This is a genomic window from Streptomyces sp. col6, assembly GCF_008042035.1.
Taxonomy (GTDB): domain Bacteria; phylum Actinomycetota; class Actinomycetes; order Streptomycetales; family Streptomycetaceae; genus Streptomyces.
The window spans coordinates 96,463-110,445 of the sequence record NZ_RDBL01000012.1 but is presented as its reverse complement, the minus strand read 5'-3'; the positions used below and the strand labels follow the sequence as shown (position 1 = coordinate 110,445).

The 13,983-nt window shown below is 72.1% G+C and carries 14 protein-coding genes; 5 read left to right on the top strand and 9 right to left on the bottom strand.

Going from position 1 to position 13,983, the window contains the following annotated elements:
- Positions 1-14: 14 nt before the first annotated feature.
- Positions 15-887, bottom strand: a complete 873-nt coding sequence (locus EAO73_RS16260; protein WP_147972265.1) for an oxidoreductase — start codon at positions 885-887, stop codon at positions 15-17.
- Between the two features lie 115 nt (positions 888-1,002).
- Between EAO73_RS16260 and EAO73_RS16255 the strand changes: the two genes are divergently transcribed.
- The gene (locus EAO73_RS16255; protein ID WP_147972264.1) at positions 1,003-1,887 is read left to right on the top strand and encodes a LysR family transcriptional regulator; all 885 of its coding nucleotides are present in this window, start codon (positions 1,003-1,005) and stop codon (positions 1,885-1,887) included.
- 3 nt (positions 1,888-1,890) lie between these two features.
- Here EAO73_RS16255 and EAO73_RS16250 read toward each other — a convergent pair whose 3' ends face one another.
- Positions 1,891-3,258: a radical SAM protein gene (locus EAO73_RS16250; protein ID WP_147972263.1), complete on the bottom strand. Its 1,368-nt coding sequence runs from the start codon at positions 3,256-3,258 to the stop codon at positions 1,891-1,893.
- A 220-nt stretch (positions 3,259-3,478) separates the two neighbouring features.
- Between EAO73_RS16250 and EAO73_RS16245 the strand changes: the two genes are divergently transcribed.
- The gene (locus EAO73_RS16245) at positions 3,479-3,994 is read left to right on the top strand and encodes an SRPBCC family protein (RefSeq protein WP_147972262.1); all 516 of its coding nucleotides are present in this window, start codon (positions 3,479-3,481) and stop codon (positions 3,992-3,994) included.
- A gap of 4 nt (positions 3,995-3,998) precedes the next feature.
- Here EAO73_RS16245 and EAO73_RS16240 read toward each other — a convergent pair whose 3' ends face one another.
- Positions 3,999-4,871, bottom strand: a complete 873-nt coding sequence (locus EAO73_RS16240) for a pentapeptide repeat-containing protein (protein ID WP_147972350.1) — start codon at positions 4,869-4,871, stop codon at positions 3,999-4,001.
- Positions 4,872-5,007: 136 nt separating this feature from the next.
- Between EAO73_RS16240 and EAO73_RS16235 the strand changes: the two genes are divergently transcribed.
- Both EAO73_RS16235 and EAO73_RS16230 read left to right on the top strand, forming a co-directional pair.
- Entirely contained in the window at positions 5,008-5,496 is a 489-nt protein-coding gene (locus tag EAO73_RS16235) for a hypothetical protein (protein WP_147972349.1), read from the top strand.
- A gap of 89 nt (positions 5,497-5,585) precedes the next feature.
- Positions 5,586-5,813 carry a hypothetical protein gene (locus tag EAO73_RS16230; protein WP_147972261.1) on the top strand — a complete coding sequence of 76 codons (228 nt, stop codon included), beginning with the start codon at positions 5,586-5,588 and terminating at the stop codon, positions 5,811-5,813.
- A gap of 46 nt (positions 5,814-5,859) precedes the next feature.
- Here EAO73_RS16230 and EAO73_RS16225 read toward each other — a convergent pair whose 3' ends face one another.
- Entirely contained in the window at positions 5,860-6,930 is a 1,071-nt protein-coding gene (locus EAO73_RS16225; protein ID WP_147972260.1) for an enoyl-CoA hydratase/isomerase family protein, read from the bottom strand.
- Positions 6,931-7,141: 211 nt separating this feature from the next.
- Here EAO73_RS16225 and EAO73_RS16220 point away from each other — a divergent pair, with 211 nt between their 5' ends.
- Positions 7,142-9,325: a SpoIIE family protein phosphatase gene (locus EAO73_RS16220; RefSeq protein WP_224756340.1), complete on the top strand. Its 2,184-nt coding sequence runs from the start codon at positions 7,142-7,144 to the stop codon at positions 9,323-9,325.
- A gap of 86 nt (positions 9,326-9,411) precedes the next feature.
- On the opposite strand, the gene EAO73_RS16215 is transcribed toward EAO73_RS16220, so the two are convergent.
- The 5 genes from EAO73_RS16215 to EAO73_RS16195 form a co-directional block, all read right to left on the bottom strand.
- Complete coding sequence (locus EAO73_RS16215) at positions 9,412-10,044, bottom strand: LAETG motif-containing sortase-dependent surface protein (protein WP_191134101.1); 633 nt, start codon at positions 10,042-10,044, stop codon at positions 9,412-9,414.
- Between the two features lie 200 nt (positions 10,045-10,244).
- Entirely contained in the window at positions 10,245-10,733 is a 489-nt protein-coding gene (locus tag EAO73_RS16210; RefSeq protein WP_147972259.1) for a GNAT family N-acetyltransferase, read from the bottom strand.
- A gap of 30 nt (positions 10,734-10,763) precedes the next feature.
- The gene (locus EAO73_RS16205; RefSeq protein ID WP_412074603.1) at positions 10,764-11,822 is read right to left on the bottom strand and encodes a DUF6397 family protein; all 1,059 of its coding nucleotides are present in this window, start codon (positions 11,820-11,822) and stop codon (positions 10,764-10,766) included.
- Between the two features lie 199 nt (positions 11,823-12,021).
- Positions 12,022-12,435 carry a roadblock/LC7 domain-containing protein gene (locus EAO73_RS16200; protein WP_147972257.1) on the bottom strand — a complete coding sequence of 138 codons (414 nt, stop codon included), beginning with the start codon at positions 12,433-12,435 and terminating at the stop codon, positions 12,022-12,024.
- A gap of 116 nt (positions 12,436-12,551) precedes the next feature.
- A complete protein-coding gene (locus EAO73_RS16195) occupies positions 12,552-13,952 on the bottom strand; it encodes an LCP family protein (RefSeq protein ID WP_147972256.1) in 1,401 nt (466 codons plus the stop codon).
- Positions 13,953-13,983: the final 31 nt, after the last annotated feature.

Genomic DNA, 13,983 nt, shown 5'->3' with positions numbered 1-13,983 from the left:
GCGCCCGCGGCGGGTCAGTCGTCGAATCCGGTGGAGCGGCTGACCTTCTCCCAGGCCAGCACTTCGGCGCGCGAGGCGTCGAGCGCGCCCAGCACGGCGTCCGTCGCGTCGTTGCCGAGCGGCAGCCGCAGCGGGGTGTCCTCGGCGGCCAGCGCGGTGAGGATGGCAGCCGCGGCCTTGTCGGGGTCGCCCTCCTGCTTGCCGTCCGAGTCGGGCAGGCCGCTGCGGACCGGGCCGACGCTGTCCGCGTAGGCGTCCAGCGGCGCGGACTGCCGCAGGGCGCCGCCGCCCGCGAAGCCGGTGCGGAAGGAGCCGGGTTCGACGATGAGGACCTTGATGCCGTGCGGGGCCACCTCGGCGGCCAGCGCCTCGGACAGGCCCTCCAGGGCGAACTTCGTCGCCGAGTAGCCCCCGACGCCGGGGAACGTGAACCGGCCGCCCATGCTGCTCATCTGGACCACGGCGCCCGAGCCGTTGCGGCGCATGTGCGGCAGCACGGCCCGCACGAGCGCCGCGGGCCCGAAGAAGTGCAGGTCCATCAGGTCGCGCAGCTCGCGGTCGCTGGTCTCCTCGACCGCGCCGACGAGCCCCATGCCGGCGTTGTTCACGACCACGTCGATCCGTCCGTACCAGAGCACGGTGTCCGCCACAACGTCCGCGATGCGGGCGGTGTCGGTGACGTCGAGCTGGACGGCGACGGCGCGGTCGGGGTGGGCGGCGACAAGGTCGTCGAGCGCCTCGGGCCGGCGGGCCGTGGCGACGACGGTGTCCCCGGCGGCGAGGGCGGCCGCGGCAATGGAGCGGCCGAAGCCGGAGGAGGCTCCGGTGATCAGCCAGACGCGGCCCTGGGCGTTGTCACGGGCGGGGGCGGTGGGTGCGGTGTTCATGTCCAACTCCGTCTTTTCGTCGGCGCGTTGCGGTGATCCATTTATGTCACCCGCGCACATGAACGGTCCAAGACATGGATTCTTCGGAGCGATAAAGACGACTTATGATCGGGCCATGGAACTGCGTCAGCTGCACTACCTCACGGTGATAGCGGAGGAGGAGAACCTGGGCCGGGCCGCCCGCAGGCTGTTCGTCAGCCAGCCCGCTCTCTCGTACGCCCTCAAGGGTCTGGAGTCCGAACTCGGGGTGAAGCTCTTCGACCGCCATGCGGGCGGGGTGTCGGCCACCCCTGCGGGGCGCGATGTGATCGCCGAGGCGCTGCTCACCGTGCGCCAGGCCGAGCGGGTCACCGCGGCGGCCGAACGGCACACACGGGGAGAGACCGGCGTGCTGCGCGTGGGGTTCGAGGCGAGTGGGGCGGGCGAACTGACCACCCGCGCCCGTGCGGAGTTCGCCCGCCGTCATCCGGCTGTACGGGTGGCGCCCAAGCGCTACGACTGGGGCCAGGAGGCCGACGCCCTGCGCGACGGCCTGGCCGACGTGGCGTTCGTATGGCTGCCCAACGACCTGACGGGGCTGGCATACGAGCCGGTGCACACCGAGTCCCGCGTCGTCGGACTGCCCCCCGGGCACCCGCTGGCCTCCCGCTCCGGCATCTCCGTGCTGGAGGTCCGGGACGAACCCCTGCTGTGGACGCGGCGGGCGCCCCGCGCGTGGGTGGACTGGTGGGCCGTCAACCCGCGCCCCGACGGGTCGGCCCCGGTATGGGGGCCGACCAACGACAACGTCGAGGAGATGCTGGAGCAGGTGGCGCAGGGATCCGCCATCTGCTTCGCACCCGAGAGCATGGCCCGCTACTACGCGCGCCCCGACCTGGCCTGGGTGCCGCTCACCGACGTCGAACCCCTGCGCGTGGTCCTGGCCTGGGCCGACGGCGCCGACACCGCACTGGTACGGGGCTTCGCCCGCGTGGTGCGCGAACTCGCCTCGGAGGCGTAGCACTCACCCCGCTTCGGGAGCGTCCTCCGGGGCTGCCGGCAGGCTGTCCATGAAGGAACTCACGGAGAACACGGCGTTGCCGGCGCCGGGAGGACCGTAGCCGGGAGGCGAGCTGAGCCCGAACTCCTCCATCGTCGCCCGGTAGGACTCCAGCAGCCGGATGTGGTACTCCAGCGGCGCCCCGTCCGGGTTGGTCTTTCCGAGCGGAGTCGTCGGCTCCGGGCACCAGGTGGTGAAGCGCGGGGTGATGCCGTGCGACATGAAGAAGCGCAGGCCCTCGGTGGTGGAGTCGATGGCCTCCTTCACCGTGGTGAAGCCGAACGGCTCGGCCATCTCCACGCCGGCCACGAAGTTGGGGATCACGTTGCGGGCGCCGAAGACGTCGGCGGAGTCCAGGATGCGGCGGTGCCACTCGTCCCGGCCGACATAACGCTCCTTGCCGGGGCAGTACAGCTCGAACAGCCGCCGGTCCCACACCTCGTAGTTGGGGTGGTAGATCTGCACCCCGTAGTCGTGGAAGCGCTGGACGTCGTCCTTGGGCAGGGCCTGGGCGACGACCTTGCCGATCCAGCGGCCCGGGAAGCGGTCCTCGATGGCCTTGGCGTACTGGCCGTAGAAGTCCGCCTCGTCCCGGCCCCCGATGTGCGAGGTGATGGCGCCGCCGGTCAGCGTGTACGCGGTGGAGGTCTTCGCCGTGTCGTACCGGTCGATGATCTCCAGCGCCTCCAGCACCTCCTCGACGGGCTTGACCCCGGTGTACGGGCGGCCCGCCGCCTTGTGCTGGCGCCAGTTGTGGTTGATGTCGCAGTACTGGCACTCCTCCTTCGCACCGAAGTACTGGCAGACGCGGAAGACGGTGAGGTAGACGAGGTAGCCCCACTGGATGGTCGGGGCGACCTCCATCACGGACTTCCCGTTGGCCAGGGTGTGCCGGTAGTAGTCCGGCATGGGCGGCAGGCCCACGTCGGAGATCCGACGGCCGTCGAGGTAGAGCCCGAGCATCCCGTCCGCGTCCGCCGCGACCCGGTACGGGGACGCGGGATTGACGCGGACCGAGACGACGGTGCGGCGCAGCTCGTACGGACCGCCGGTGAGCACGATCTCCTCCGGCGGGCGGCGCAGCGCGGCCGCTCCCAGCTCGGGCAGGGTGCCGTGGTCGAACGAGAAGATGAAGTACGACTTCGGTTTGACGTCGCCGTCCTCGTTGTCGCTGAGCGCCGACTCGTCGAAGGCCAGGCCGCCGCGCAGCAGGTCCTCCTTGATGACGGCCTCCCGCGGCACGTGCGGGAACTGCTCCATCAGCCGTTCGATGAGCCGGGTGCGGTCTCCGGTGCCGGGCTCGGTGCGGCTGGGGTCGGTACGGCTGGGCATGTGCGGGCTCCTCGGTCGGTCGTCGGCGTGTTCCGGATGCGACGTCTGTGCAACGAACCACGGCCGCGGGGCGTTCTCGTCCCGGCTGCCGGATGCGTCACTCCCCGGTTCCGGATCCTATGTGACCCGTCAGTAAGGTGTGGGTGCGGGAGCCCGTCGGCCGTGCGGCCGGCCCGGCGCCCAGCGGTGACAACAGCCGGCCGAGGAACGGAAGTGCCCCATGCCCCGCACCCCCCGCACCATGTCCGTGTCGGACAGCATCGTCGTGTTCGCCGATCCGTCCCAGGTGTACGAACGGTTGAGCGACCCGACGGCGATGGGCCGCTGGAGCCCGGAGAACCTGGGCGCGCGGGTGCGGGGGGAGCGCCGGGAGGCGTACGTGGGCATGGTCTTCGACGGCCGCAACAAGCGCGGGCCGGTGAGCTGGACGACCCGGTGCACGGTAACGGCGGCCGATCCGGGGCGGCGCTTCGCGTTCCGGGTCCACGCGATCGGTGCGCGGCGGCCGTTGCTGCGCGGGCCGATCGCCACCTGGGAGTACCGCTTCGAGGCGGTGGAGGGCGGCACCCGGGTCACGGAGACCTGGACCGACGACCGCCGGGCCTGGCCGGACGTCGTGGCGAATGCCTTCGACCGGCTGGCCACCCGGGGCCACACCTTCGCCGTGTTCCAGCGTCGCAACATCCACACCACGCTCGAACGCCTCAAGGCCGCGCTGGAGACGCCGGACGGCTGACGGATCAGCTCGCCCAGTGGGCGGGGCGGCCGAGCGACGCCGGGAGCCGGGTGGAGCCGCTCCCCTTGGCGGCGTTCACCTGGGCCTGCGTCAGGAACAGCGCCCCGGTCAGGTCGGCGCCCGACAGGTCCGCGTCCCGGAAGTCGGCGCCGATGAGGTCGGCCAGGCGCAGGTCGGCGCCGCTGAGGTCCGCCGCGATGAGGTAGGCGCCGCGCAGGTCGGCGCCCCGCAGGTCGGCGCCCTTGAGGCGGGCACCGATGAGGTCGCCGCCTCGGTGGTTGCGCTTCTTGCGGCCGGGTGCCGTGGCGCGTACGAGTTCGCTCACGCGTCCCAGCAGCACGGCGACCCCGCCCCGGTGTGCCGCCACGTCCAGGCCGGACAGGGCGGAGGCGTCGAGGCGCGTCAGGGCCTCGGTCGCGTCGAGGGTCTTCCGTATCTCGCCGCTCAGAGGGCGGGCCGGGGTCAGAGCGGCCGCCTCCGTGAGATACCAGAGCAGTTCGTGGAGCTGCCGGACGACCGGGAAGACCTGGAACATCTCCTGCGCGGTCTCCGGGTCTCCGCGCCAGTCGCGGCCGCCGTAGATCTCCACCGACACCTTCTGGCCGGCCCCGAAGCAGTCGTAGACGGTGCAGCCGGGGAAGCCCTCGATGCGCAGCCGGGAGTGGATGCCGCAGCGGAAGTCGTCCTGGAGGTTGCGGCAGGGCGTGCCGGCCGCCTTGTTGACGGCGAAGTCCGCGGAACGTGTCAGCGTGAGCGCGACGCAGCACAGGGCGAAGCAGTTGCCGCAGTCGGCACGCAGGGCTGCCCGGCCGTCTCCGTCCCGGACGGGGGTGCCGTGCGCCCGGTCGTTTCCGTGCGGGCGGTCGTTGTCGGGCACGGTGCGGGGATCCTCCGGGAGCGCGGTGTTCGTGAGCAGCACCGGAGCCTACCGGCTCCACGCGCGGCTCCCGTTGTCGGTGGGGCGGCGCACACTGGCAGCAGTGCGGTACGGCGATGTGACGGAGGGGCTGCGGATGGGCGGCGAGGAGGAGCGCGGGTTCGAGCCGGCCACCGGGGACGGGCCGTCGGACCCCGGGCAGGTGCGGGGGCGCGCCGCTTCGGTCAGGTCGGCGTTCGCCGGGCTGCTGCAGATCCGGCGCCTGACGAATGGCGGGGCCGCCCCGGAGTCCGTGCCCGCGCCCTGGGAACTGCACCGTCCGGTACGGGCCGTGGCGCTGGCGCTGGAAGCAGCCGGGCTGCCCGCCTCGGCCGTCGGCCCGTCAGGGGGCCGGACGGAGAAGGGATACCGGGTGGCGGCCGGGACTTCGCGGGGCACGGTTCGGGTGGAGTGGCTGGGGCCGTCCGGCAGCGGGGCGGCGTACGAGGAGGAGAGCGAACTGCCCCGGTGCGCGGCGGCCCTGCGGGAGTTGGGCTGGACCGCTCTGCTGTACCGGGGACCGCGCGGCCGCCGGTTCCTTGAGGTCGAGCCGCCTGCGGGCGGGGGTCGGCCGGACGGCCGATAGATGCCGTGCCGCGCCCGTCGCCGGCGGCCACTGTCAGACCCATGAGGGATGCTGGTGGGTCCGCAATCCTCTGACCTGGAGATGCTGAGATGCGCAAGGACGAACTCGCCGCGGCACAGGCGTATGTCCGTTTACTGGAGGCCACCCGGGCGGCTCTCTCCGACCCGGACGACGCCCCGCTGTATCTGCCGTTGCTCACCTCGCCCATGGAGGAGGCCGACGGCGCACTGCGGCGCGCGGGGCTCTCGGGCAACGAGACGCGGCTCTTCGAGCTGGTCGGCTCGCTCCGGCCGAGTCTGACGCGCAGCGGCCACTGAGGCGGTCGCGGCAACGGCCCCGGACGGCCCGGCGGCCGTCCGGGCCTCAGCCGGCCTCCGGGAGCGGTGCGAGGCCGAGTTCGCGGTCGCCCAGGGGCGTGAAGTGCCTGATCACATCCTCGTCGGTGACCTGGGAGAGCTCCGCGGGCTGCCAGCGGGGCGAGCGGTCCTTGTCCACGATCTGGGCCCGCACGCCTTCCACCAGGTCGGGCCCGGCGAAGGCGGCGGTCGAGACGCGGTACTCCTGGTCGAGGACGGCTTCGAGGCCGCCGAGACGGCGCGCCCGGCGCACGGATGCGAGGGTCACCTTGAGCGAGGTGGGTGCCTTGGCGAGGATGGTCGCCGCGGCCTGCTTGGCGGCGGGGTCTCCATGCCCGGCGAGGCGGTCGACGATCTCCTCGACCGTGTCAGCCGTGTAGCAGGAGTCGATCCAGCCGCGGTGGGTGGCGAGCAGACCGGCGGGAGCGGGGCGGGCATGCCGCTCGGCCGTCGCCGTGACGGCCTCGGGGGTCGTGCAGCCGGCCAGCTCGGTGACCAGGGCGGCGAGGCCGTCGGCGGGCACGAAGTGGTCGGCGAGTCCGCAGAGCAGTGCGTCGGCGGCGCCGACCGGCTCTCCGGTGAGGGCCAGGTGCGTACCGAGTTCACCGGGCGCGTTCCCCAGCAGGTGCGTTCCGCCGACGTCGGGGACGAATCCGATCCCGGTCTCCGGCATGGCGACGCGGGAGCGCTCGGTGACGACGCGGAGGGAGCCGTGGGCGGAGACGCCCACGCCGCCGCCCATGACGATGCCGTCCATCAGCGCGACATACGGCTTGGGGAAGCGGGCGATCCGTGCGTTGAGGTGGTACTCGTCCCGCCAGAAGTCCAGTGAGGCGCTACCGCCGGCGAGGGCGTCGTCGCGCACGGCGCGGATGTCGCCGCCCGCGCACAGGCCACGCTCCCCCGCCCCGGTGAGCAGCACGGCGACGACCGCGTCGTCGTGCTCCGCCGCGTCGAGCGCGTCGGCCATGAGCCGCACCATGGCGTGGTTCAGCGCGTTCAGGGCGCGGGGCCGGTTGAGCGTGAGGTGGCGGACGCGTCCCTCGGTGTGCGTCAGGACGGGGTCCTCGTGGTTCATGCGCGCGCTCCGGTCAGCCCTGGTGCCGTACCGTCCGCCGGTCGGGGGACGGTCTTCCCGCTGCCATTGTGCGCGGCGTCCCCGGGAGCGGGCCGAGGGGGTGGGGGCGCGCGGTAGGCGGGCAGGTCTCCGCTGTGGCAGGCGTGCCGGACGGGCCGGACAATTGAGGCACGCCGTACGGCGGACCCGCCGGACGATCCTCGGAGCTGGAATGACCGATCAGAACCGGCCGCCGGTCGTTCCCGGGCCGCCCGGCCGGCCGGGCGGCCCGACGCCCGTCGGCGAGACCGGTACGGCGGAGCGGCTTGCCCTGAACCGGACCGGCAGTTTCGAGTGGGACCTCGATGCCCGGACGCTGGACATCGACGAGGCGGGCCTGCTGGTCTTCGGCCTGGACCCGGCCTCCTTCGACGCACGTCCGGATTCGCTGGCCGCGCTCCTCGACCCCGAGGAGCGCGCCCGCCTGAACGTGGCGACGGACGAAGCGTTCCGGAGCGGGGACAGCTCGTACAGTGTCCACTTCCGGATTCCGCTGGCCGACGGCCGGGACCAGTGGACGCACATCCAGGGGCGCATCCTGCGCAGCGAGGACGGCAGGGCGCGCCGGGTGATCGGTCTGGTGCGGGACGCGACGGCCGAGGTCACCCATTCGGCCTTCGTGCTGGAACTGGAAAAGCGCCGTCAGCGACAGACCGACATCGTTGAACGAACAACGAGCGCCCTGTCGCGGGCCGTCACGGTGGACGACGTGACCGCCGTCCTGACGGGGCCCGGCGGACTGGCCCGGCTGGGTGCGGACGGGCTGGCGCTCGGGCTGCTGGACAACGCGGCGCTGAACGTCATCGCGGTGAGCGGCGAGTCCCTGGAGGTCATCGACGAGCTGGGGTCGGGCCGCCTCGACCCGAAGCTGCCGCTGGCCGACACCGTGCTGAGCGGGCGGCCACGGTTCGTGAGTTCCCTGGCGGCGCTGACCCGACGCTACCCGGCGCTGGAGCCGTATGTCGGACGCATGGAGTTCCAGGCGGCGGCCTATCTGCCGCTGGTGGCGCAGGCGCGGTCGCTCGGCGGGCTGGCCCTCTTCTATCGCGAGCGCACCGCTTTCACTCCCGACGAGCGCATTCTCTGCCTGGGGCTCGCCGCGATCGTCGCCCAGTCGCTGCAGCGGGCGAAGCTGTTCGACGAGGAGCGCGAGTTCGCCACCGGGCTCCAGTCCGCGATGCTGCCGCGCCGCATCCTCGACATCGAGGGGGGCGAGATCGCCGTCCGCTACCACGCGGCGTGGAGCGGGCGCCAGGTCGGCGGTGACTGGTACGACGTGATCGCCCTGCCGAACGACCGCGTCGGGATCATGGTGGGCGACGTCCAGGGCCACGACACGCACGCGGCGGCGATCATGGGACAGCTCCGGATCGCGCTGCGCGCCTACGCCTCCGAGGGCCATCCGCCCTCGACGGTACTGGCCCGTGCCTCCCGGTTCCTGACCGAACTCGACACGGACCGGTTCGCCACCTGCACATACGCCCAGGTCGACCTGGGGACCGGGACCGTGCGGGTCGTACGGGCCGGCCATTTCGGGCCACTGATCCGGCACATGGACGGCAGGGTCGGCAGCCCACGGGTGCGTGGCGGCATGCCCCTGGGCATCTCCACCGACTTCGGTGACGAGGAGTATCCGGAGACCCGCCTCGACCTGGTTCCGGGCGAGACGCTGGTCCTGTACACCGATGGTCTGGTGGAGGAGCCGGGCGCCGACATCGACGCGGGGGTGCGCACCCTCATCACCGAGGTCAGCGCGGGTCCGGCGGGCGCCGAGGCGCTGGCCGACCATCTGTCCGACCGGCTGTGGGAGCGCTGGGGCTCCGGGGACGACGTCGCGCTGCTGGTGCTGCGCCGCAGCCCGGATCCGGGTTCGCCCCGGGCGCCGCGGCTGCACCAGTACATCCATCAGGCGGACCCGGAAGGGCTGTCCGAGGCACGGACCATCGTGCGCCAGGCCCTGACCGACTGGGACATGGCCGAACTCGCCGACGACGCCGAGCTGGTGACCGGAGAGCTGCTGGTGAACGTGCTGCTCCACACGGAGGGCGGCGCCGTGCTCACCCTGGAGGTGCTGCCGGAACCGGTGCGCCGGGTGCGGCTGTCCGTGCAGGACCGCTCCAGCGCCTGGCCCCGACGCCGCTCACCGGGCGAGACCGCGACCTCGGGCCGGGGGCTGCTGCTCCTGGACGCCGTCGCCACGCGGTGGGGCATCGAGCCCCGGGGAGAGGGCAAGGCCGTCTGGTGCGAGATCGGACCGGCGACACCGCCCACCACGCCCCCCGCGCACCGGCGCACCGGGCAGCGGTCCGGGGCCGCCCCCGACAGCGCTCCGCGAAGCGGGGACGCACAACGGTGAGGGGCGCACCACCACGCCGTGCGTGGTGGTGCGCCCCTCCGCCCCGCCTCCCCGGGCGCGGTGCGCGCCCGGGGAACGGAACTACGTCAGTGCTGCGCGGTACGGCGCTTGCGCACCGACCACATGATGCCGCCACCGGCCAGCAGGACGGCAACGGCCGCGCCACCGATGATCGGCGTGGCGGACGAGGAACCGGTCTCGGCCAGATCCGGCGAGCTGGGGCTCGGCGTGGCTGCGGCGGGCGCAGACGGCGAAGCGGACTCGCTCGGCGTGTCGGACGGGCTGGGAGACGCGGTGGTGGGCGTCTCGGACGGCTTCGTCTCGGTCGGAGTCGGCGTGGGCGTCGCCGGCGGCGTGGTCTTCTCGCAGACCGGCGCCTGCTTGGTGTCGTCCTTCGAGTAGCGCTCGCCGTCACCGGCCTTGACGACCAGGCGCACCGTGAGGGGCTGGTCGTGGTCCGGCAGGGCGATCGTCTTGTCGAACTCCTTGCCGAACGTCTCCGTCGGCAGCAGGTCCTTGCCGTCGACGGTGACGGTCACCTCGTTGGTGACGCCGGCGTTGTACTGGGTGAGGTGCAGGCTCACTTCGTCACAGGTCACGTCCCAGGTGGGGGTGTGAGCTGCGGCCGGACCGGCGGTGAGGACCGCGCCGGACAGGCCGACCACCGCGGCAGCGGCGAGAGTTCCCGCAGCGCGCCACGATCTCCTGGGTATGGTCATGGATTTTTCCTCCGCAGATGTTTCGCGCCCGAATGGGCGGTGCAGCGCACAGTACTGCCCGCATCCCCGATGTGTGCACCCACCCCACAACCGATTCTGTGTCACAACCACCCCCACATCATCACTGGTTGGGGCATGCCGGACATCGGGCTGCGCGGGGCGGCCGCCGGACCGTGGCGCGAAGTGAGCGCCCCGCGCCGTCAGAGGCGGCGGTGCATGATGTGGATGCCTACGAAGCCCTTGGCCGGGTGGTTGAAGCCCTCGGGCAGGGTGCCCAGGATCTCGAAGCCGAGCGAGCGGTACAGCTTGACCGCCGCGATGTTGCTCTCCACCACCGCGTTGAACTGCATGGCCCGGTACCCGGCCGTGCGCGCCCAGTCGATGGTGTACTCGCACAGCGCCCGTCCGACGCCCTGCCCGGAGTGCTTGGGGTCGACCATGTAGCTGGCGCTGGCGATGTGGGATCCGTTGCCCATGTGGTTCTTGTTCATCTTCGCCGTGCCGAGGACGGTCCCGTCGTCGGCGACCGCGACCACGGTCCGGTTGGGCGGCTTCAGGAGCCACCAGTCGGCGGCGTCCTCGTCCTGGAGGTCGAGGGGGTAGGTGAAGGTCTCGCCGGCGGCGACGATTTCGTGGAAGAACGGCCAGATGGCGGGCCAGTCCTGGGGGGTGGCTTCCCTGATCAACATGGCGCACAGAATGCCTGGTCGGCCCGTGGATCACCAACCCTTATCCGGGCCGCCCCGCCGCGGTCGCGTCCTGGGGGCCGCCGCACGGTGCCGTGGACGGCGCAGCCCGAGCCCCCTGGCCGCACCCAGCCGAAGCCGGGCCAGCAGGCCCGCCGGGGCTCCGGGAGAGGCGTGGTGGGCGGGCGCGGGTGGCACGACGGGACTTTGAGACTCCTCGGTCAGGGAGGTCTCTCCCGGCCCGGACGGCGGTTGGGCCCTCGCGGGCCCGGAGAGCCTTGCCGAGGCGGTGGGCACGGCAGGTGCGCCCACCGGCTCCGGCCACCGCGCCTCTCCCGGTCGTGGTGCCGGGCGCAGCTCGCGGGCGGCGTCCAGCTCCGCGATCAGGCTGATCCGGCGCCAGAGGATCTCGTCCGGCCCGTCGGCGATCATCAGCCGCGCCATCGCCTCGCGCCCGGCGACCGATCCCCTCCGGCCGGACTCGGCCGCCCGCCCGACCCTGGCGAAGTGGACCCGCTCATAGGGGTCGTCCACCACCTCGGCCAACTGGACGGGGTCCAGGCTCTGGGCCACGATCGCCACACGCAGCCAGGGGTCCTCGGTGAGCGCCAGCAGGCGTTCGATCCGGCGCGAGCGCCAGTTGCGCGGCCGCCAGTCGCCCCCGGTCTCCAGCCGGTCGCGCATCCAGGGCGGGCTGTTGCCCACCAGCAGCTCCGGCGACCGGACCACCAGCGCCTCGACCTCCCGCGCGAGGTAGACCCACACCACCGCCCGGTAGCGGTTCAGGTAGAAGGCAACCGGTGTCAGGCATCCGGCGCGCGCCAGCCGGGTGAAACGGACCGGGCTGATCCCCAGCAGCCGGGCACCTTCGGCCGTACCCACCGTTCTCACCAGTTCGCGGAGCTCGTCGGGGAAGCCGTCCCGGGCCCGCAGGCGGTCCATCTCCTCCCGGTGGACCTTGGGCCGCCCGTCCGGTCCGCTCCGCACCCTGACCGCCCCCAGGTGCACCGCCAGATCGAACTCCCTCCGCTTGAGCCCCAGTTCCGTCGCGGCGCGGCTCGGGGCGACAGCGGACGCGACACTGTCACGCACAGTGTCGACCTCGGGCACCGCATCCACGCGCGATTCGACCATAAATGCCTTGCCTGCAGATACTTTCGGCGTCGCCATGACGTCACTCCCCCACAAAGCGCGAATACTCTCTGTGATCAGAGTACTGCGGGAAAGTCAACCGCCGCCGGGCCTGTGGACAACTCCACGGGCCCGGCGGCGGCGGTCGCTCCCGGTCTTGTCAGAGCCGGTTGACTCCCCCGCTCCCGTCCTGCCGCGAATCCACACCGAGATGCTGTCCCACCCGGTTGACCAGAAGCGTCATCTCGTACGCCACCTGACCGACGTCCGACTCCGCCTCACTCAGCACGCACAGGCAGCTGCCCTCCCCCGCCGCCGTCACGAAGAGCAGTGCCTCGTCGAACTCCACCATGGTCTGCCGCGCCTTTCCGGCACGGAAGTGCCGGCCCGACCCGCGGGCCAGGCTGTGCAGTCCCGACGAGACGGCCGCCAGGTGTTCGGCGTCCTCACGGGCGAGCCCGGCGCTCGCGCCGGTCACCAGGCCGTCGTTCGACAACACCAAGGCGTGCCGTATGTGCTCCACCCGGCTGGTGAGATCGTCAAGGAGCCAGTCGAGTCCCCTGTCCAGCGCCATTCTGTTTCCTCCCCGTTCACGCGTTCCCCGTTCCTCACTCGTGTGCAAGCCTTGCGCACGGGTCACGTACGGGCAAGCACCCCTCTCCCCCACCGGCCGGGAAGCGGCCGCCGCGCTCAGCCGTAGGAGAGGTTCTCGCAGGGGTCGTCGTCGGCCGAGCGGGCTCCTTCGGCGATGTCGGCCGGTACACCTGCCGCCGGTGCGGCGGTGTCCTGTGCGGCCGAAGGCTCGTCCGCGTAGTCCTGACCGACGGTCACCTGGATTCCCGTTCCCGCGCCGGCGGACTCGGTGATGCGTGCGCCCGGGAAGAGCTTCGCGGTCGTACGGGCCTCCTCACGCAGGCCGGGGCCGTACGTGACGACCGTTCCGGAGCGGCTCTGGTCCTGCGCGGTGGCCGTGCCGGTGACGGTGAAGTCGTGTGCGCGCAGGAGCTCGGCGGCCCTGGCCGCGAGTCCGGTCACCGTGGTGCCGTTGTAGACGGCGACCTCGATGCCCGTACCCGCGACGGGGGACTCGGAGGTCTTGGGTGCCCCGGCGTCCTTCGCCTTGGCGTCGAGGGGCCGGTCGGCCTTCAGTGCCGCCCACAGCGCGTCGGCGTCGGGTTCCACGACGGCGACGCGTTCGCCCTCGTAGCGCCAGGGGACGGTCACGAACTTGGTGTTGTGCAGGTCGATGTTCTTCATCGACAGCCCGAAGGAGAGCAGCTTGTCGGCCGATCCGAGTCCGGGGTCCACCGTCATGGCGTCGGTCGCGGCATTGGCCAGCGGCAGCAGGGTGGTGGGGTTCATGCCGCGGGACTTGATCTTCTTCACCAGGGCGGCGACGAAGGCCTGCTGCCTCTTGATCCGCCCCAGGTCGGAGCCGTCGCCGATGCCGTGGCGCAACCGTACGTAGTCGAGTGCGCGTTGTCCCGAGACGTTGTGCGGGCCCTTGGCGAGGACGAGGGAGCCCCGGGTCGTGCGCTTCGGGTTCAGATCGCGCTGGTACACGTCCTGCGGGACACAGACCGGGACTCCGCCGACGGCCGAGGTCAGGGCGGAGAAGCCGGCGAAGTCGATGACGACCGTGTGGTCGACGCGCAGCCCGGTCAGATGCTCGACGGTGTTCTGGGTACAGGCCGGGTTGCCCTCGGTCGTCTCCCCCACCGAGAACGCCCCGTTGAACTGGCTGTGGTGCTGCGGTGCGGTCCAACTGCCGTCGGGCTTCCGGCAGGTGGGGATGTCGACCATCGCGTCCCGGGGCACGGAAACGGCGACGGCGTGTTCACGGTCGGCGTAGACGTGAAGAAGCAGCACGGTGTCCGAGCGGCCGACCGCCCCCGTTCCGCCACCGAGCCCCTTGTTGTTCCCCGAGCGCGTGTCCGAGCCGATGACGAGGACGTTCTGCCCGCCGGACGAGCCCGGCGGCCGGTCACCGGAGACGCCGTCGGAGCTGAACGTGTCGATGCTGCCGGTCAGTTTCAGGTAGCCCCAGCCGACCCCGGCGACCAGCAGGACGAGGAAGGACAGTGCGGACACCGCCGTCCGCCGCAGGCGGCTTCCCCTCCCA